This is a genomic window from uncultured Pluralibacter sp. (assembly GCF_913775985.1).
Lineage (GTDB): Bacteria > Pseudomonadota > Gammaproteobacteria > Enterobacterales > Enterobacteriaceae > Pluralibacter.
Map to the genome: position 1 here is coordinate 1 of NZ_CAJYMB010000022.1, position 18,942 is coordinate 18,942.

The following is an 18,942-nucleotide window of genomic DNA, read 5'->3' on the forward strand; positions in this document are numbered from 1 at the left end:
GGTCTCCATCAATTCGATAAAGCGCAGCTGGATGGGGCGCGGCTTGATCCACGCCAGAAAGGTGTCGAGCTGGTGGTGGTTAACGTCGCGCATCAGCACGGTGTTGACCTTCACTTTGTCGAATCCGGCATCGAAGGCGGCGTCAATGCCGTCCATCACCTGGCGGAACTTATCCTGGCCGGTGATGGCGTGAAACTGGCGGGCGTCGAGGCTGTCGACGCTGACGTTAACGTTGGTCATGCCCGCATCCCGCCAGGCGCGCGCGTCCCGGGCCAGCCGGTAGCCGTTGGTGGTTACCGCAATCTGGCGAATGGTCGGGTTCTCACGCACCGCGGCGATGATGTCGGTGAAGTCGCGGCGCAGGGAGGGCTCGCCGCCGGTAAGACGCACTTTTTCGGTGCCCATCGCGGCGAACGCCCGGGTAACCCGGCGAACTTCATCGAGAGAGAGGAAACCGTTGTTGCTGACGGCACCCGGCCTGTAGCCGTCCGGCAGGCAGTAGGTGCAGCGAAAGTTGCAAACATCGGTAATCGACAAGCGCAGATAGTAAAACTTGCGCGCAAATGCGTCGGTAAGCTGTGTGGCCATATACACCTTTCCAAATACGGGAGGCACAGTCATTTCTTTCTGTACCCTGGTGACTCTCGTCACGGCCAGTGCGCCATATCCGCAGACACAGGTGCAAAGGCTAGAGTGTAGCTTCCGTTTTAATGAGAAGCGGGTTATGCCGATAGTAGCGGGTAATGACGTTTTTCGCCATTCCCAGCATTCGCTATATAAAACCATACATAGCGTCACGATCGTGCAATTTCGCTACAGAATACGCGAAACTCATCATTTTACTTTGACGTGCGTCATCCCGGCGCGGCGCGGGCGTCGTCATTTCCCGGCAGTTGGGCTAAGCTCTGGCTGTTCAGCTGATAAGGAATTGTATGCCCAACCGCACTTTTGCCGATCTTAACCGCGTTGTCGCACTCGGCGGCGGCCACGGACTGGGCCGGGTAATGTCCTCGCTCTCGGATCTCGGCCCCCGCTTGACCGGGATTGTTACCACCACCGATAACGGCGGCTCCACCGGCCGCATTCGCCGCTCGGAAGGCGGCATCGCCTGGGGCGATACCCGCAACTGCCTCAACCAGCTGATTGCCGAGCCGAGCGTCGCCTCGGCAATGTTTGAATACCGCTTTGGCGGCAACGGCGAGCTTTCCGGGCACAACCTCGGGAATTTGATGCTTAAGGCCCTCGATCACCTGAGCGTACGCCCGCTGGACGCGATTAACTTAATCAGAAATCTGCTCAATATCGACGCGGCGCTAATCCCAATGTCGGAGGTGCCGGTGGATCTGATGGCAATTGACGATGAAGGCCACGAAATTCACGGCGAAGTAAATATCGACGGCCTGACCCGGCCGCCGGAAACCCTGATGCTGATGCCGGCGGTGCCCGCCACCCGCGAAGGGGTGCAGGCTATCGAAGAAGCGGATCTTATTCTGATTGGCCCCGGCAGCTTCTACACCAGCCTGATGCCAATTCTGCTGCTGCCGGAGCTGACTCAGGCGCTGCGCGACACCGCCGCGCCGATGGTGTATATCGCCAATCTCGGCCGCGAACTGAGCCCCGCCGCCGCCGGCCTGACGCTGTGCGATAAGCTCGGAATTATGGAACACGCGATCGGCAAGCCGGTGATTGACGCCGCCATTGTCGGACCGAAGGAAGATATTGCCGGGCTGGAGGCGTGGCGCATCATTCAGACTCCGCTGGAGGCCGCCGACGTTCCCTATCGCCATGACCGCACGCTACTGCGCGCGGCGCTGGAGCGCGCCATCCGCATCCCGGACTAGCAAAAGCTTAAGGCCTTAAGGTTGTCTTAAAATTTCTGTGCCATGATAGCGCCATCTTCACTCTTCGGACGTCAGTTTCATGGTTCACTCCCGCCTGCCCCGCCCCGCGCTGGGGCGAATGACCTATCTGACCCTGTTCGCGCTGTATATTGCGCTGGGGCTGAATCTGCATTTTTATCGTCAGGCCTTCGCCCTGCTGCCGGTCAACTCCCTGCACAACGGGCTGGTGTTTGCCTCCCTGCCGCTGGTGGCGTTTTGCGTGATAAATATCATCTTGACCCTGGCGTCCTTCGTCTGGCTTGAGCGGCCGCTGATTACCGTCTTCGTGCTGGTGAGCGCCGCGGCGCAATATTTTATGACCAGCTTCGGGGTAGTGATCGATCGTTCGATGATCGACAACATCGTCGACACCACGCCGGCGGAGAGTTTTGCCCTGCTGTCAACGCGCATGGTAATAACCCTGCTGCTGAGCGGCCTGCTGGCGGTCATTATTGCTTGGTGGATCCGCTACCGGCAGCCGCGCACGCGCCTGCGCGGCGCGGCGTGGCGCGTGGTCAGCATCGTCGCCTCCGGGCTGGTTATTGTCCTGGTGGCGATGCTGTTCTACAAAGATTACGCCTCGCTGTTTCGCAACAATAAAGAGCTGGTGAAATCCCTCAACCCGTCCAACAGCATCGTGGCGGTTAACTCCTGGTACAAGCATAACCGCCTCAGCAACCTGCCGCTGGTGCACATCGGCGAAGACGCCACGCAGCGCGCGCAGATGAAAGACGGCCCGCGCCGCAACCTGACGATTCTGGTGGTGGGCGAAACCTCGCGGGCGGAAAACTTCTCGCTGGGCGGCTACGCACGCGATACCAATCCGCGGCTGGCGCAGGATGACGTGGTCTATTTCCCGAAAACCACCTCCTGCGGCACCGCCACCGCAGTATCGGTGCCCTGCATGTTCTCGAATATGCCGCGGGAGCACTACGACGAGCAGCTGGCGCACCACCAGGAAGGAGTTCTGGACATCATTCAGCGCGCCGGCATTCACGTGCTGTGGAATGAGAACGACGGCGGCTGTAAAGGCGCCTGCGATCGGGTGCCGAATCAGGACATCACCAAACTCGATCTGCCCGGCCAGTGCATCGACGGCGAGTGCGACGACGCGGTGCTGTTCCACGGCGTGGAGGAGTACATCAACAACCTGAAGGGCGACGGACTTATCGTCCTGCATACCATCGGCAGCCACGGGCCGACCTACTACCACCGCTATCCGGCCAGCCTGCGCACCTTTACGCCCACCTGCGACAGCAATGAGATCCAGACCTGCAGCCGGGATGCGCTGGTCAACACCTACGACAACACCATCGTCAACGTGGATTTCATTGTTGATAAGGCCATCAAGCTGCTGCAGGCGAAGCAGGACACATTTACCACCAGCCTGGTCTACCTGTCGGATCACGGCGAGTCGCTGGGGGAAAATGGCGTCTATCTGCACGGGCTGCCGTGGTCCATTGCGCCGGAGCAGCAAAAGCACGTTCCGATGCTTATCTGGCTCTCCGAGGACTACCAGACGCGCTACGGCATTAACTACGCCTGCCTGAAAAAGCAGGCCCGGGACAACGATTATTCTCAGGACAACCTGTTCTCAACGCTGCTGGGGCTGACCGGCGTCAGCACCAAAGAGTACCAGCAGCAGGATGATATTTTGACACCGTGCCGGGGAGTAAAATAGATGAAAATACTAGTAGTGGAAGATGATACGCTGCTGCGCGAAGGCCTGACGCTGGCGATGCAGAGCGAAGGCTACGCCTGCGACGGCGTCACCAGCGCCCGGGAAGCGGCGCTCTCTCTGGCAGCCGGACACTACAGCCTGATGGTTCTCGACCTGGGCCTGCCGGACGAAGACGGCCTGCGGTTCCTGCGCCGCATCCGCCGGGAGAAGCAGAGCCTGCCGGTGCTGATCCTCACCGCCCGGGACACGGTCAGCGACCGCATTGCCGGACTCGATACCGGCGCCGATGACTATCTGATCAAGCCCTTCGCGCTGGAGGAACTTAACGCCCGGGTCCGCGCCCTGCTGCGCCGCCATAACAACCAAAGCGACAGCGAAATCACCTGCGACAATCTGCGCCTGAATCTCACCCGCCGCCAGGCGTGGCGCAACGAGGAGCTGCTGGAGCTGACGCCAAAAGAGTACGCCCTCCTGTCGCGCCTGATGGCCAAACCCGGCAGCCCGGTGCACCGGGAAATTTTGTTTAACGACATCTACAGCTGGGATAACGAGCCCGCCACCAACTCGCTGGAGGTACATATCCACAACCTGCGGGAAAAAATAGGCAAGTCGCGCATCCGCACGGTGCGCGGATTCGGCTATATGCTGCAGGCGGGCACAGAGTGAAGCCAGTGAAAATCCCCGCGCCGCCGGCCAGCTGGTCAATGCGCCGCCGCCTGCTGCTGACTCTCGGCCTGATTCTGGTGGTGTGCCAGCTGATCAGCGTGTTCTGGCTGTGGCACGAAAGCAAAGAGCAGATCCAGCTGCTGGTGCAGGGCATTATCCACCGCCACAGCAACCACAATCATATCCGCCGCGAAGTCCACGAGGCGGTCGCCAGCCTGCTGATCCCCAGCCTGATTATTATCGCCCTCGCCCTGTGGCTGTGCCTGCACGCAGTCAACCGCATTACCCGGCCGCTGCGCACGCTGCAGCAGGAGCTTAACGCCCGCACCACTGCCAACCTGCAGCCGATAACGCTTGCGCCGTCGGTGAGCGAGATCGAGGCGGTAACCGGCGCCATTAACCAGCTGGTGGAGCGGCTCAACCAGACCCTGGAGCGCGAGCGCCTATTCACCGCCGACGTGGCCCACGAGCTGCGCACTCCGCTGGCCGGGCTGCGCCTGCACCTTGAGCTGCTGGCGAAGTCCCACAGCGTGCCGGTAGATCCGCTGCTGCTGCGCCTCGATCAGATGACCGGCAGCATCACCCAGCTGCTGCATCTGGCCCGGGTCGGCCAGTCGTTCTCGGCGGGCAGCTATCAGCAGGTGGCGCTGGCTGCCGACGTAGTGGAGCCGCTGAGGGACGAGCTGGAAACCATGCTGCTGTCGCGCGGGCAGACGCTAAAGGTGGTAACGCCCGAACAGGACTCCCGGGTCTCCGGCGATGCCACCCTGCTGCGGCTGCTGGTGCGTAATCTGGTGGAAAACGCGCACCGCTACAGCCCGCCGGGCTCGGTAATTACGGTCAGCGCCGGAGAAGGCACTCTGGCGGTAGAAGATGAGGGGCCGGGGATTGACGAGTCAAAAAGCGGAGAGTTAAGCAAGGCGTTCGTGCGCATGGACAGCGGGCACGGCGGCTTCGGGCTGGGGCTGAGCATTGTCACGCGGATAGCGCAGCTGCACGACGCGCAGCTGTTTTTACACAACCGAAAACCCGGCCCCGGGGCGAAGGCCTGGACGACATTCCCCTCGCCCAGGACAAAATCTTAGTAGGTTTGAAACCAGTTATGGATAAAGGCGGCGACGGTCAGAAGGGAAAAGACGATGGCCAGAAGCTGCGGTATTTTTTTAGTATTCACGGGCTCTCCTCATTAACTGAGGAGATTATCCCGGGGAATTATTAACAAAATATTAAGACCCTGCCGGGCAGGGTCTTATTTTACGAGGCGGCGATAAACAGCTGGCGCAGGTGCTGGAGCTGGTCGCGAACGTGGGCGGCCTCTTCGAACTCCAGATCCCGCGCGTGCTGCATCATCTGCGCCTCCAGCGCCTGAATTTTCTGCTCCAGCGCTTTCGGCGTCAGCGCCTCGGCGGTGGCATCGGCGCGGGCGCCAGACTTCGACTTGCCGCGGCCTTTGGCCTTAGTTTTCGCCAGCCCTTCGCCCAGCGCCAGAATATCCACCACTTTTTTGTTCAGGCCCTGCGGCGTGATGCCGTGCTCTTCGTTATAGCTCTGCTGCTTCTCGCGGCGGCGCTCGGTCTCGCTGATGGCTTTCGCCATGGAGGCGGTAATTTTATCGCCGTAGAGAATGGCCTTGCCGTTGACGTTACGCGCCGCGCGGCCAATGGTCTGAATCAGAGAGCGCTCTGAACGCAGGAAGCCCTCTTTATCGGCATCCAGAATCGCTACCAGCGACACTTCCGGCATGTCGAGCCCTTCCCTCAGCAGGTTGATACCCACCAGCACGTCGAACTCGCCGAGGCGCAGGTCGCGGATAATCTCCATGCGCTCCACGGTGTCGATGTCCGAGTGCAGGTAGCGCACCCGCTCGCCGTGCTCTTCCAGATACTCGGTCAGATCTTCCGCCATGCGCTTGGTCAGGGTCGTGACCAGCACGCGCTCGTTGATTTGCGACCGAATGCGGATCTCCGACAGCAAGTCGTCCACCTGGGTGGCGACCGGGCGCACCTCGATAATCGGATCCAGCAGGCCAGTAGGACGCACCACCTGATCCACCACATCCTCGCCGGATTTCTCCATCTCGTAGTTGCCCGGCGTGGCGGAGACGTAAATCGTCTGCGGCGCCAGCGCTTCAAACTCTTCAAACTTCAGCGGGCGGTTGTCAAGCGCCGACGGCAGGCGGAAGCCGTACTCCACCAGCGTCTCTTTGCGCGCCCGGTCGCCGCGGTACATGCCGCCAATCTGCGGAATGGTAACGTGGGATTCGTCCACCACCAGCAGGCCGTCCGCGGGCAGGTAGTCGAACAGCGTCGGCGGCGGCTCGCCCGGCCCGCGCCCGGAGAGGTAGCGGGAGTAGTTTTCGATACCCGAGCAGTAGCCCAGCTCGTTCATCATTTCGAGATCGAACTGGGTGCGCTGGGTGATGCGCTGCTCTTCCAGCAGCTTATTGTTGTCCATCAGGGTCTTACGCCGCACCACCAGCTCGTCTTTGATCTCTTCCATCGCCTGCACGATGCGCTCGCGCGGGGTGACGTAGTGGGTTTTCGGGTACACGGTAAAGCGCTGGATGGTGGATTCAACGTGGCCGGTAAGCGGATCGAACAGCGACAGCCGCTCCACTTCCTCGTCAAACAGCTCCACGCGCAGGGCGATATCGTCGGACTCCGCCGGAAAGATATCAATCACCTCGCCGCGCACCCGGAAGGTGCCGCGCTGGAACGCCTGATCGTTGCGGGCGTACTGCAGCTCCGCGAGGCGGTGCAGTATCGAGCGCTGGTCGATGATCATCCCCACCGTGAGGTGCAGCATCATCTTAAGATACAGGTCCGGATCGCCGAGGCCGTAAATCGCCGACACCGACGCCACCACGATAACGTCCCGGCGCTCCAGCAGCGCTTTGGTGGCGGACAGACGCATCTGCTCGATATGCTCGTTCACCGAGGCGTCTTTTTCGATAAAGGTGTCGGAGCTGGGGACATAGGCTTCCGGCTGATAGTAGTCGTAGTAAGAGACGAAATACTCGACTGCATTTTCCGGGAAGAACTCTTTCATCTCGCCGTACAGCTGGGCCGCCAGCGTTTTATTCGGCGCCAGCACCATCGTCGGGCGCTGCAGGTCGGCAATCACGTTGGCGACGGTAAAGGTTTTACCCGATCCGGTAACCCCCAGCAGCGTCTGGTGGGCCAGCCCGTCTTCAAGCCCCTCTTCCAGGCGCCGGATGGCGTCGGGCTGATCGCCGGAGGGACGGAAGGCGGAGTGCAGTTTGAACGATTTACTCATTAACGGTGACCAGCTAGAAGGAAAATGGCAGATATCCAATTCTACCCGGCGTGGCGGATTTTGCCAGAAAATAATACTGGATAAATGCACAGTACCGCATTACGCTTGCTGCACAGGTATACACCCTTTAGCTAAAGCCAGCGCGCAAAAAACCGCCAGTATTCGGGTAAGCGCCAGCCGGGTTAGGGTTATCCCCAAATAAGTTTTGCTTTTTAACATTGTCAAGAGACGTAATGAAAGTTTTTTGACGGCAGATGACGGTTCTCTTACAGCCATTGCGTTTATTAAACATGTTGAAAAATAAACGAAATATTTGAGAGCCGCCTTTCGCACCAATTTGCGTGCAGGCCGCGTATTCTCTCGCCTACGGCAAGTTTTCTAACTCTAATACACAAGGTTATCCACAGGAATGGTGGATAACTGTCTCCAGCCCTCATTCCCAGCCTCCTGGTAAAAATCCGCGGCGCCCCAAAACCGGTGCGTTAAAAAAAATTTATCGCTTATTTTTGACTTTTATCAGCTAATCCCCGCCGCGGCCCGATGTGATTTGGGTCACATTTTAACCATTTCAGGCTGCACCACCTGCAGGCGCATCGGCACTGTCTGGGTGCAATAGCGCACGTGCCCCCTTTTTTCGGTAATTTCGCCGGGGAATAAATGACAGAGAATCTGCGAAATTTCGCTTTTCAACGATATTTCCTCCATCTGGCAAGAGATTTGCAGAATCTTATTGCCGCTGACGCCCTGACGGAAGGAGAAGCCAATGTTAAGTTTGCGCGCAGTGAATCACTATTATGGAAGTCAGCAGATCTTATGGAACGTGAATCTCGAGCTGCATCCCGGAGTCTGCACCTGCCTGATGGGGCTTGAGGGAATGGGGAAAACCACGCTGGTGAACTGCATTACCGGCTATCAGGCGATTGAAAGCGGCAGCATCTGCTGGCAGACGCCGGGCTGCGCCCCGTGCAGCCTGCTGAACCTGACACCGCCGCTGCGGGCGGCGATGGGCATTGGCTACGTGCCGCAGGACAAACGAATCTTTTCCCAGATGACGGTGGAAGAGAACCTGCAGATCGCTGTGATGGCGGCCAACCCGCAGCGCTCCGCCATCAGCAAAGACATTTACGATCTGCTGCCCACGCTCTACTCCCTGCGCGCGGTGAAGGGTCTGGCACTTTCTGAGGGCGAGCGCTATCAGCTGGCGCTCGCCAGGGCGCTGGTTACGGAGCCGAAGCTGCTTATTCTTGATGAGCCGACCCGCGGGATGGGGCAAGGCAGAATGCAGCGGCTGGGCGAGTTTATGTTGCGCCTCAACCGCGATCTGGGCATGACGGTGCTGCTGGCCGAGCAGCACCTGTCATTTATTCGCCAGGTGGCCGACCGCTTCTGCCTGCTGCACCGCGGACGTAACGTAGCCCAGGGCAGCATCAGCCAGCTTGACGGCACTCTGCTGCAGAATTTTATGCCGCAGGCGTAAGCCTGGCGAGGTCCAGCCAGCGGCCGAGATCCGCCGTCTCCGCCGCCTCACCCAGCCACGGGATCTCCCCGACGCAGGGCGCCGGAAGCCGCTGCGCCAGCGTCGCCATATACTCCGCGTGCCGTCTGCCTGGCGCAATCACGTCGTTGGCCACCCAGCCCGCCAGCGGCAGGCCCGCCTGGCGCACCGCCTGGGCGGTGAGCAGCGCGTGATTAATGCAGCCGAGCTTCACGCCCACCACCAGAATCACCGGCAGGCGCTCGGCCTGCACCCAGTCGGCAAAGGTGAACGTCGGCGACAGCGGCGTAAACCAGCCGCCGGCCCCCTCGGTCAGCACCCAGTCCGCCTTCTGCTCAAGCGCCCGCAGCCCCGCCGAAAGCCGGCTGCTCTCAATCGGGCGCTGCTCGACGGCGCTGACAATGTGCGGCGAGGTGGGTTCGGCAAAGGTGTAGGGATTCACCTCGGCGTACTCCAGCGCGATGCTGGCGCTGCGCTGCAGGGCCAGAGCATCGCTGTTGCGCAGCCCTTCCGGCGTCATCTCGCTGCCGGAGGCCACCGGCTTGTAGCCCGCCGTGCGCAGGCCCAGGCGACCGGCGGCCTGCAGCAGTGCGCAGCTGGCGACGGTTTTCCCCACTTCGGTATCGGTGCCGGTGACAAAATAGCGTTCAGTCACGAAAAATCACTCCTGTAAAAATATGCCACGTCAGGGTGCAGCGCCCCTGCCGCTTGGGCCACGCCAGCTGCAGCTGCTGCAGCTGGCCGCGGGTCAGGGTTCGCGCCGGGCGTCCGGCGTGCAGATGGGTGGCGCCGACGCCCTTCAGCGAACGCATCGCGCTCATGGCATCGTCGTACTCCACGCAAAAGGTGTGCAGCTGCTGGCGGAGCGGATAATTCGCCAGCGCCCGGGTTATCGCCTCCACGCTGAGAAAGCGGTTGGCGCGGGGATGCGGATCGATAACCCGCCACGCCTGATGCAGCTCGGGCAGGGAATCCGCGGCAACCGTGCTGAACGCCACCGCGCCGCCCGGACGCACCACCCGGTACAGCTCGCTTACGGCAGCCGACAGGGACTGGCACCACTGCACCGCCAGATTGCTCCACGCCAGGTCAAACTGCCGGTCCCCCAGCGGCATAGCTTCGATATCGCCCTGCACATACTCGTCCGCGGCCTGCTGCTCGGCGGCGCGGGCCAGCATTGGCGCGCAAAGATCCAGACCGGTCACCCGGCTGCCCTTTTCGCGCCAGTAGCGGCTCATGCTGCCCGGGCCGCAGCCCGCGTCCAGCACCCGCCCGAATGTTCTTTCCGGCAGGCAATCCAGCAGCGCCGCGGCGCTCAGGCGCTGCAGCTCGTCGTGGCGGTGATAGCCGCCCGCGGCGCGGCCGAAGGCTGCCGCCACCGCCGCTTTATTAACGTGCGCCATCGAGCACCTCCAGCAGCCTGTCGATATCCTGCGGCGCGTGGGCCGCAGTGAGGGTTATCCGCAGGCGCGCGGTGCCCGCCGGCACCGTCGGCGGACGCATCGCCGTCAGCCAGCAGCCCCGCTCCCGCGCCCGCTCCGCCATCGCCAGCGCGCGGGCGTTATCGCCAACGATCAGCGGCTGAATGGCGCTGGTGGAGGCGGTAAGCGACAAATTACGCTGCCGGGCGCCGTCGCGAAAGCGGGCTACGTTCTCGCCGAGCCGCGCCCGCAGGCTCTCCCCTTCGCTGCCGCGAACCAGCGTCAGGGCCTGGCTAATCGCCACCGCCTGGGCGGGAGGCATGCTGGTGCTATAGATCAGGTGGCGGGCGAACTGGGTGAAGTAGTCCGCCAGCGCGTCGCTGCACAGCACCGCCGCGCCGCTGACGCCGAAGGCCTTACCGAAGGTAACCACCAGAATCTCCGGAGCAACTCCCTGCCCGGCGCAGCTGCCGCGCCCGTTCGGGCCGCAGACGCCAATACCGTGAGCGTCGTCCACCATCAGCCAGGTCCCGGCGGCGCGGGCCGCTTCGGCAATATCTGCCAGCGGCGCGCTGTCGCCGTCCATGCTGAAAATACCCTCGGTGACCGCCAGCTGCTCGCCGCTGCAGGGGCGGGCCAGCAGGCGGCTGAGGTGCTGCGCATCGTTGTGGATAAAGCGGCGCAGCGGGGCCGGGCTGAGGCTGGCGGCCTCCAGCAGCGAGGCGTGGCTGAGGCGATCGGCAACAATCCGGTCCTCCTCGCCCATCAGGGCGGCAATCACCGCCTGGTTGGCGGCAAAGCCGGAGATAAACAGCAGCGCCCGGGGATAGCCCAGCCAGTCGGCGAGCTGCTGCTCCAGCCCGGCATGCGCATCGCTGTAGCCGGTAACGTGGCCGGAGCCGCCGCTGCCGACGCCGTAGCGCGCCGCGCCCTGCTGCCAGGCCTCCACCAGCTGCGGGTGCTGGCTGAGCCCGAGATAGTCGTTGCCGGAAAAATTGAGCCAGCGGCGATCGCCTTGCATCAGCCAGCGCCCCGCGCCCTGAGACACCGGGCGCCGGAGGCGAAACGCATCGGCGGCGCGGCGCTCCTCCAGCGCTGCACTAATGCGGGTCTGCCAGGTCATACCGTCGCCGCGTTGTAGTAAGCGTCGGTATCCGGCGTCAGCAGGGCCTGCTCCAGCCGCTGCTGCTGCTCAATATCGCCGCTGTCGACCTCGGTTTGCTGCGGGTTAAGGCCGAGTTTGCGGAACAGCTGCAGGTCTTTGTCCTCTTCCGGGTTCGGGGTAGTCAGCAGCTTGCAGCCGTAGAAAATGGAGTTGGCCCCGGCCATAAAACACATCGCCTGAGTCTGCTCGTTCATCTTTTCCCGTCCGGCGGAGAGGCGCACGTGGGAGGTGGGCATCATCACCCGCGCGACGGCAATGGTGCGGATAAAATCAAACGGGTCGACATCCTCGTTGTTTTCCATCGGCGTGCCCTTGACCTTCACCAGCATGTTAATCGGCACGCTCTCCGGCGGCGTCGGCAGGTTTGCCAGCTGCAGTAACAGCCCGGCGCGGTCTTTAACGGTTTCCCCCAGCCCGACAATGCCGCCGGAGCACACTTTAATGCCGGCCTCGCGCACCTTGCCGAGGGTGTCAAGCCGCTCCTGGTAGGTGCGGGTGGTGATAACGTTGCCGTAGAACTCCGGCGAGGTGTCGAGGTTATGGTTGTAGTAGTCGAGCCCCGCCTCCCCCAGCCGCTTCGCCTGGCCGTCGGACAGGGTGCCCAGGGTCATGCAAGTCTCCAGCCCCATCGCCTTCACGCCCTGCACCATTTTCTCGAGGTACGGCATGTCGCGCTCGTGGGGGTTCTTCCACGCGGCGCCCATGCAAAAGCGCGTAGAGCCTGCCTGTTTGGCCTTGCGGGCGGAGGCCAGCACTTCCTCGACCTCCATCAGCCTTTCAGCCTCCAGCCCGGTTTTGTAGCGGGCGCTCTGCGGGCAGTACTTACAGTCTTCCGGGCAGGCGCCGGTTTTAATCGACAGCAGCGTGCTGACCTGCACCTGGCGGGGATCGAAGTGCTGGCGGTGGATCTGCTGGGCTTCAAACAGCAGTTCCAGCAGCGGCTTATTAAACAGTTCGGTAACCTGTGACATTGTCCAGCGCGGGCGGTGAGCCATGAGTCTCTCCAAAAGTGGTTCAGTTGTTTTACGGCTTAATGTAGGATCGTAAACCTAAATGTTTTCAAAATGGTTTACAAGTCGATTATGACCCCGGACGATCTCGCGTTTGACCGCCAGCATATCTGGCATCCATACACTTCCATGACCGCACCGCTGCCGGTGTATCCAGTCACCGGCGCCGAAGGCTGCGAGCTGACGCTGGCCTCCGGCGAGCAGCTGGTAGACGGCATGTCCTCCTGGTGGGCGGCTATCCACGGCTACAACCACCCGCAACTGAACGCGGCCCTGCGCGGGCAAATAGAGCAGATGTCACACGTGATGTTCGGCGGCATTACCCATCCTCCGGCAGTCGCCCTGTGCCGCCGGCTGGTAGCGATGACGCCCGCGCCGCTGGAGTGCGTGTTTCTGGCGGATTCCGGGTCGGTGGCGGTGGAAGTAGCGATGAAAATGGCGCTGCAGTACTGGCACGCCCGGGGCGAGCCGCGCCAGCGCTTTCTGACCTTTCGCAACGGCTATCACGGGGATACCTTCGGCGCGATGTCGGTGTGCGATCCGGACAACTCGATGCACAGCCTGTGGCGCGGCTATCTGCCGGAGCATCTGTTTGCCCCGGCGCCCCAAAGCCGCTTCGACGGCGAGTGGGACGAGCGGGATATGGTGGCCTTCGCCCGGCTGATGGCCGCCCACCGGGGAGAAATTGCGGCAGTGATCCTTGAACCCATCGTCCAGGGTGCGGGCGGGATGCGGATGTACCATCCCGAGTGGCTGCGGCAGATCCGCCGGATGTGCGATCGGGAAGGCATCCTGCTGATTGCCGATGAGATTGCCACCGGCTTTGGCCGCACCGGCAAGCTGTTCGCCTGCGAGCACGCGGGCATCGTGCCGGACATTCTGAGCCTCGGCAAAGCGCTCACCGGCGGCACCATGACCCTGTCGGCAACGCTGACCACCCGGCAGGTGGCGGAGACCATCAGCGACGGCGAGGCGGGCTGCTTTATGCACGGCCCGACCTTTATGGGCAACCCGCTGGCCTGCGCGGTGGCGGCTGAGAGTCTGGCGCTGCTGGAGGAAGGCGCGTGGCAACGCCAGGTGGTGGCTATCGAAGCGCAGCTGAAGGCAGAACTGGCGGACGCGGCGCGCTCGCCGCAGGTGGCCGACGTGCGCGTTCTCGGCGCTATCGGCGTGGTGGAAACCCGCAGCCCGGTTAACATGGCGCGCCTGCAAAAATTCTTCGTCGACAGCGGAGTGTGGATCCGCCCGTTTGGCAGGCTCATCTACCTGATGCCGCCCTACATCATCAGCCCGGCTCAGCTCACCCGTCTCACCGATGCGGTAAAAGCCGCTCTTGACGATAACGCGCATTTTACCGCCTGAGCTACACTCTGTAGCTTATTCCCGATTCGACGCGCGGCTGCGCAAGGAGAGAGGCAATGAAGCTACAGAGTAACGATTTTCACGACGGCGACAGGCTCCCGGCCCGCCATGTCTTTAACGGTATGGGCTACGACGGCGACAACGTCTCCCCGCACCTGGCCTGGGACGAAGTGCCTCCGGGCACCCAAAGTTTTGTGGTCACCTGCTACGATCCCGATGCCCCTACCGGCTCGGGCTGGTGGCACTGGGTAGTGGCGAATCTGCCCGCCAGCACCCGCGAGCTGCCCCAGGGCGCGGGCTCCGGCGCGGGTGGACTGCCCGACGCGGCGATTGAAACCCGCACCGATTTTGGCAAGGCCGGCTACGGCGGCGCCGCGCCGCCGAAAGGCGAAAGCCACCGCTACATCTTTACGGTGCATGCCCTCGACGTAGAACGTCTTGAGGTCGATGCAGAGGCCAGCGGCGCGATGGTGGGCTTTAACGTCCACTTCCACAGCCTCGGCAGCGCGTCGCTGACGGCGCTGTATATTTAACCGGCGCGCGCCACAATCGAGTCTTAAACCATGCTTTCATCAGGACAGCGCCTGAGCGGCGCGGCGGGGGTGCTGATTGCCGCCATTCTGTGGGGAACCACCGGAACGGCGGCAACCTTCGCCCCGGAGCTGAGCCCGCTGGCGGTGGGCGCGGTGGCCATGGGCACCGGCGGATTGCTGCAGGCGCTGATCGCCACCGCCGCCATCGTTCGCCAGCGGCAGCTGATTGCCCGGCACTGGCGTTTTTTACTGACCGGCGCCGCGGCGGTGGCCGTTTATCCCCTCGCCTTCTATGCCTCCATGCGCTACGCCGGGGTTACGGTGGGCACCGTAATATCTATCGGCTCCGCGCCGCTGCTGTCTGCCCTGATCGAGTATTTTGTTGACGGACTGCGCCTGACGGCGCGCTGGGCCTGCGGGGCCGCCCTCGGCATTGCCGGCATGCTGCTGCTCTGCCTGGCGGAGAGCAGCGGACCGGGCAGCGCCAGCAGCCAGGCCACCGCCGGTATTTTCCTCGGGCTGCTCGCCGGTTTTACCTATGCGTTTTACTCGTGGTCCGCCCGGCGGCTGATGCAGCGCGGCGTGGCGACCCGCGCGGCGATGGGCGCTACCTTCGGTGCGGGAGGGCTTCTGCTGATGCCGGTGCTGTTTTTAACTGGCGCGCCGCTGCTCGCTGACTGGAATAACGCCGCTGTTGGCATTTATATGGCGCTGGTGCCGATGTTTCTGGGCTATCTCTGCTACGGCTTCGGGCTGGCGCGCGTGCCCGCCAGCGTGGCAACCACCATCACGCTGCTGGAGCCGGTGGTGGCTGCCGTGCTGGCGGTACTGTTTGTCGGCGAACGGCTGACGCTCTCCGGATGGGCTGGCGCGGGGCTGATTGTCGCCTGCCTTGCCGTTATCACGCTTCCGGCGGGGAAACGCCCGTTTAAGTGCTTCAGGCGGCGGGCGGAGACGGGGTGAACAACGTTTTTACTGCGGGCTTTTATCTGGCTTAGTCCCAAAGGGTGGGTGGCCACTCATTGCGTAAGGCGCAGAGCTTTTGACTTCACAGTGGGTTGTTATTGCTCAACGTCTGGCTATAAACGGCGATATATTTGCACAAAAACAGCTTCTTGAGAGTTGAGGTTACCCAGCGTAACGACATCATTCGATGCCGGACTTTTCCAGCATTGCGCCTCCACATCACAGATTGCCTGACGTTCATATCCGTCTGATTTTAAATAATCCTCAATACGGCTGACGTCAGTCACGCCATAAAAATTCACGGTAAATACGTTAGCCTCGGTACCGACGATCCTTCCAAACCCGAAGTCGTAATGACTCGATATTCTCGGCATTTTTATAAAGAGCTCTGGCGTGTAATAGTCGTACTGCCGTTTATCTTGCTCGGTATAATACGCGCTGCTGGCAAACTCCATGCTCACATAGGGCCAGGCAAAGGCGAATGCGATAGCCGCGGCGGTGACTAATCCAATGAGTGTGGCCGTAGACTTTTTCATAATCCCATCCTGCCGTTGTTGGTGCCAAGTATTACAAACGTATGATCATGTTTTGGCAAAATCACATTTCCCGACAGAAAGTCGTTGTAAGGGATGACCGTTCGCATGAACGGCGGCAAAATACCCTTCCGTGGACGTGAGTGCGGTGATTTTTCCGGATCGGGAAACAACAACGGTTGAAAAGTTTCATTTTTCCATTTGCCAATTTTGCCATAATGATCCCAGCGTTTAAGGGCATCTGCCTTGCTTACAGGACGAAGCATTTCAAAAGGATTCTGAACCGATACCACGCGGTAGAATCCTAACAGATCTGAAACCAGGTCCTCTCCACTGAATCCGCTGTCGGTAATGAGGTTATTAGGAAAAGCGCCCTGGAATGCCTCAAACTTGCGGGCCAGCGTCATCATCATCGCCAAAGCAATGCTTTTTTGCTCCCAATACGGTCGCCCGCGTCGGATGCGCCAGGTAATCAATTTACCTGAACGAAGTAAACCATAGGGTGATGGCATCCCCTGAGCATACTTCACTTCATAAAACTCATTATCCGCAGACTCCCCTTGCTGAATCCTTTGTAACAGAGCCCGAACATCGGTGCCTTGTGCGTGGCCTAAGTCCACCCATCCCAACACCTCCGTGTATATTAATCCATATTTGACTTTGTTCGCATCTCTACCATCAATAATATCCTCACGCTTGCTCATCCCTGGCACCTCGAACTATGTTGATAAACTCAACACAATTTTCCATAACTGCTGTTTAAGTGATATACGGTTATTCTGATAATTGGGAAAACTGACTATTAGATATAGTAACTCTTGTCATATACTCATGGCGAACATCATACTTCTTACCTGAACCAGTAAATAAAACAGCTAAAAAAATAGAGTTATTACTGCACCCATTTGAGCAATCTTAATATTTAATTAAATTTAAATATGGATTTGACATTCTTGAAATCTCGTTATTCAAGTATGGCATTTTTTGGTATGTCATCCAGAAATGTAGGAAGTGTTATATTAAAATTGGTTTTCCCAAATCCAAAAATAGAGAAATAATAAATTGCACGAAGTATAGTTTCAGAACAAAATTTGATCAGGCAAAATTCTAATTTCACATCAAGTGATGATCCATGGACAATTTTTGAACGAGCATCATAAAGTTGTTTCGCCTTATTCTCAATATCAAAATCAACTCCAGAGTAAGTAATATTTAAATTTGCAACTCTCCTTTTAAAAACTTCTGTAACATTATCATCCCGGAAGTTAACCAAGGCCTCTAACGAACTAACTAATTTTTGAATTTGCTGGTAGTTAATTTGGTCTGTTACAGAATCTCCATACCACATTAGAGAGCGTTCTAATCTGTCGACAACCCTTTCATTTTTAAAATGTGGAGTCAGTAATAACTCAACAAACTGGAAAGCGATATCTATAAGATTAGGTTCTTCACCCTTATTTGTAATAATATCCCAAAATGCTTTTGAGTCAAATTGAAAATAAGGGAATCGAAATTTCGTAACACTATCCATGCTTTCATTATTTTTACCATAGCAATAAAAATCATACGCACAATTTACTTTATCATTAGATGTAAATAAAGGTACTGTATTCGGCGATAAATGTGTAGCCAACAATTTTAATACATTGAAAGTGGTATTTTTTGTCTTTTCCGCTAATTGTAAAGAAAGCTCTTTGCTGCATTTTTCTTGTACATGTATCACAATATAATAATTACAATTAAACATTCTGTCTTTATTGAATAAGCTTAACTCATCTCAATTTAACTCCTCTGAATCTATAGGTTTTAAGAAAATGTTTTTACTTAACCTCACTTCCTCATTTAAATTAAAAACTGTAACAGGAAACTTATATGAGTATTTAGAGAAGTTATTTTTGAAAAAAGTGACCTTTTCATTTATCACTTTTTCCAAAATATCACTTCGAATATTAAAAAAAGTTCCATTGTGATCCACACTATCAAGGAAATCAATAAACACTGTGTTGACATACTCATATAATATCTCATCAATAACCTTGTGTAACTCATAAGCTAAGCATTTTAAGTTACAACATTTCCTGATAATTATCGCTAACTTTTTAACAATAGATAACGACTCTGCTGAGTGATATAATTGACGGATTCGATATTTATTTCTCAAGCTGTTACTTATCTGAAAAGAAGGATTAATGACTCGTATAATACTTTCCTCTTGACGCGTTCCATTGAAAAAAGAGGGACGATCGTCCAACCACAATTTATATGTCTGAGCTAACTCAATGAGGATTTTATTAAATAGAGAGCTACCCTCTAACGATATTTTAACCATTCTACTCTCTCCTTTACTAACTTCCATCCATAACACTTACATTATTAATAAACATATACAGCTTAAAGCATGAGCCATTACCCTTATTAATTTCAATAATAAATTAAAGAATAACAGCCCAATAAAATAATAAATATTTCATACCCATATCGTTCTTTCGCAACAAAAGAGTTTAAGCCTAATATTTTTACCATAAGTACGTTTTAAAACCAATCTATAAAATGCGACTTGTTTGGGTCACTCAAGTCATTATGGAATTTAGTATATTGGCAGAATTCAATCTCTTTATCATTCATTGGCATAAACAAAAAAACCGGAAACGCCCCCGCCTCCGGCTTTTACCTTCACCTTCCCCGCCAGTTACAGTACCGCAGGCAACAGTCCCATCAGCTGGCGCCCGGCCAGCAGCGCGATAGCGCACTCGATATCCGGGGCGAAGAAGCGGTCCTGGTCGTAGTGCGGCACCCGCGCGCGCAACAGGGTTCGCGCCTGCTCCAGCAGCGGACTGGCGGTGAGACCCTCGCGCATATCCAGCCCCTGCACCGCCGCCAGCCACTCTACCGCCAACACGCCGCGGGTGTTGTCGGCCATCGCCCACAGGCGGCGTCCGGCGGCGGGGGCCATG

19 protein-coding genes and 1 riboswitch are annotated in these 18,942 nt (G+C 58.3%); of the genes, 8 read left to right on the forward strand and 11 right to left on the reverse strand.

Annotated elements, in window-relative coordinates:
- Positions 1 to 588, reverse strand: a 588-nt coding sequence (moaA, locus tag QZ766_RS03155; RefSeq protein WP_297197146.1) for a GTP 3',8-cyclase MoaA, incomplete at its 3' end; no start/stop codon positions are given.
- A riboswitch (molybdenum cofactor riboswitch) is annotated at positions 576 to 708 on the reverse strand. (Overlaps the previous gene by 13 nt.)
- A 224-nt stretch (positions 709 to 932) precedes the next feature.
- On the opposite strand from moaA, the gene yvcK reads away from it, so the two are divergent.
- The 4 genes from yvcK to pmrB all read left to right on the forward strand — a co-directional run bounded on the left by yvcK (position 933) and on the right by pmrB (position 5,312).
- Positions 933 to 1,841: a uridine diphosphate-N-acetylglucosamine-binding protein YvcK gene (yvcK, locus tag QZ766_RS03160; RefSeq protein ID WP_297197149.1), complete on the forward strand. Its 909-nt coding sequence runs from the start codon at positions 933 to 935 to the stop codon at positions 1,839 to 1,841.
- Between the two features lie 79 nt (positions 1,842 to 1,920).
- On the forward strand, positions 1,921 to 3,561 hold the full coding sequence (eptA, locus tag QZ766_RS03165; RefSeq protein WP_297197152.1) for a phosphoethanolamine transferase EptA: 1,641 nt from the start codon (positions 1,921 to 1,923) through the stop codon (positions 3,559 to 3,561).
- Positions 3,562 to 4,227: a two-component system response regulator PmrA gene (pmrA, locus tag QZ766_RS03170; protein WP_297197155.1), complete on the forward strand. Its 666-nt coding sequence runs from the start codon at positions 3,562 to 3,564 to the stop codon at positions 4,225 to 4,227.
- Between the two features lie 38 nt (positions 4,228 to 4,265).
- A complete protein-coding gene (gene pmrB, locus QZ766_RS03175; RefSeq protein WP_297197198.1) occupies positions 4,266 to 5,312 on the forward strand; it encodes a two-component system sensor histidine kinase PmrB in 1,047 nt (348 codons plus the stop codon).
- Positions 5,313 to 5,481: 169 nt separating this feature from the next.
- On the opposite strand, the gene uvrB is transcribed toward pmrB, so the two are convergent.
- Positions 5,482 to 7,503 carry an excinuclease ABC subunit UvrB gene (gene uvrB, locus QZ766_RS03180; protein ID WP_297197158.1) on the reverse strand — a complete coding sequence of 674 codons (2,022 nt, stop codon included), beginning with the start codon at positions 7,501 to 7,503 and terminating at the stop codon, positions 5,482 to 5,484.
- 763 nt (positions 7,504 to 8,266) lie between these two features.
- Between uvrB and QZ766_RS03185 the strand changes: the two genes are divergently transcribed.
- A complete protein-coding gene (locus QZ766_RS03185) occupies positions 8,267 to 8,980 on the forward strand; it encodes an ATP-binding cassette domain-containing protein (RefSeq protein WP_297197162.1) in 714 nt (237 codons plus the stop codon).
- On the opposite strand, the gene bioD is transcribed toward QZ766_RS03185, so the two are convergent.
- From bioD to bioB, 4 genes are read right to left on the reverse strand one after another with little or no spacing between them, the layout of a single operon-like run.
- Complete coding sequence (gene bioD / locus QZ766_RS03190) at positions 8,964 to 9,653, reverse strand: dethiobiotin synthase (protein WP_297197164.1); 690 nt, start codon at positions 9,651 to 9,653, stop codon at positions 8,964 to 8,966. The genes QZ766_RS03185 and bioD overlap by 17 nt on opposite strands.
- The gene (gene bioC / locus QZ766_RS03195) at positions 9,646 to 10,401 is read right to left on the reverse strand and encodes a malonyl-ACP O-methyltransferase BioC (RefSeq protein WP_297197166.1); all 756 of its coding nucleotides are present in this window, start codon (positions 10,399 to 10,401) and stop codon (positions 9,646 to 9,648) included. Before bioC ends, bioD begins: the two co-directional genes overlap by 8 nt.
- Positions 10,388 to 11,542 carry an 8-amino-7-oxononanoate synthase gene (gene bioF / locus QZ766_RS03200; RefSeq protein ID WP_297197169.1) on the reverse strand — a complete coding sequence of 385 codons (1,155 nt, stop codon included), beginning with the start codon at positions 11,540 to 11,542 and terminating at the stop codon, positions 10,388 to 10,390. The genes bioC and bioF overlap by 14 nt, the downstream gene beginning before the upstream one ends.
- Complete coding sequence (gene bioB / locus QZ766_RS03205; protein ID WP_297197172.1) at positions 11,539 to 12,579, reverse strand: biotin synthase BioB; 1,041 nt, start codon at positions 12,577 to 12,579, stop codon at positions 11,539 to 11,541. Before bioB ends, bioF begins: the two co-directional genes overlap by 4 nt.
- 69 nt (positions 12,580 to 12,648) lie before the next feature.
- Between bioB and bioA the strand changes: the two genes are divergently transcribed.
- From bioA to QZ766_RS03220, 3 genes are read left to right on the forward strand one after another with little or no spacing between them, the layout of a single operon-like run.
- Positions 12,649 to 13,956 (forward strand): adenosylmethionine--8-amino-7-oxononanoate transaminase, encoded by a 1,308-nt coding sequence (gene bioA / locus QZ766_RS03210; protein WP_297197174.1) that lies wholly within the window; start codon positions 12,649 to 12,651, stop codon positions 13,954 to 13,956.
- A gap of 56 nt (positions 13,957 to 14,012) precedes the next feature.
- Entirely contained in the window at positions 14,013 to 14,489 is a 477-nt protein-coding gene (locus QZ766_RS03215) for a kinase inhibitor (RefSeq protein ID WP_297197178.1), read from the forward strand.
- 30 nt (positions 14,490 to 14,519) lie between these two features.
- Positions 14,520 to 15,452 (forward strand): EamA family transporter, encoded by a 933-nt coding sequence (locus QZ766_RS03220; protein WP_297197181.1) that lies wholly within the window; start codon positions 14,520 to 14,522, stop codon positions 15,450 to 15,452.
- Positions 15,453 to 15,568: 116 nt separating this feature from the next.
- On the opposite strand, the gene QZ766_RS03225 is transcribed toward QZ766_RS03220, so the two are convergent.
- From QZ766_RS03225 to QZ766_RS03245, 5 genes are all read right to left on the reverse strand, one after another.
- On the reverse strand, positions 15,569 to 15,991 hold the full coding sequence (locus tag QZ766_RS03225; protein WP_297197184.1) for a hypothetical protein: 423 nt from the start codon (positions 15,989 to 15,991) through the stop codon (positions 15,569 to 15,571).
- Entirely contained in the window at positions 15,988 to 16,692 is a 705-nt protein-coding gene (locus tag QZ766_RS03230) for a hypothetical protein (RefSeq protein ID WP_297197187.1), read from the reverse strand. Before QZ766_RS03230 ends, QZ766_RS03225 begins: the two co-directional genes overlap by 4 nt.
- A 260-nt stretch (positions 16,693 to 16,952) precedes the next feature.
- Positions 16,953 to 17,711, reverse strand: a complete 759-nt coding sequence (locus tag QZ766_RS03235; protein ID WP_297197189.1) for a HEPN domain-containing protein — start codon at positions 17,709 to 17,711, stop codon at positions 16,953 to 16,955.
- A gap of 54 nt (positions 17,712 to 17,765) precedes the next feature.
- Positions 17,766 to 18,317 carry a hypothetical protein gene (locus QZ766_RS03240; RefSeq protein ID WP_297197192.1) on the reverse strand — a complete coding sequence of 184 codons (552 nt, stop codon included), beginning with the start codon at positions 18,315 to 18,317 and terminating at the stop codon, positions 17,766 to 17,768.
- A gap of 360 nt (positions 18,318 to 18,677) precedes the next feature.
- On the reverse strand, positions 18,678 to 18,942 hold a 265-nt coding region (locus tag QZ766_RS03245), incomplete at its 5' end, for an aromatic amino acid lyase (protein WP_297197195.1).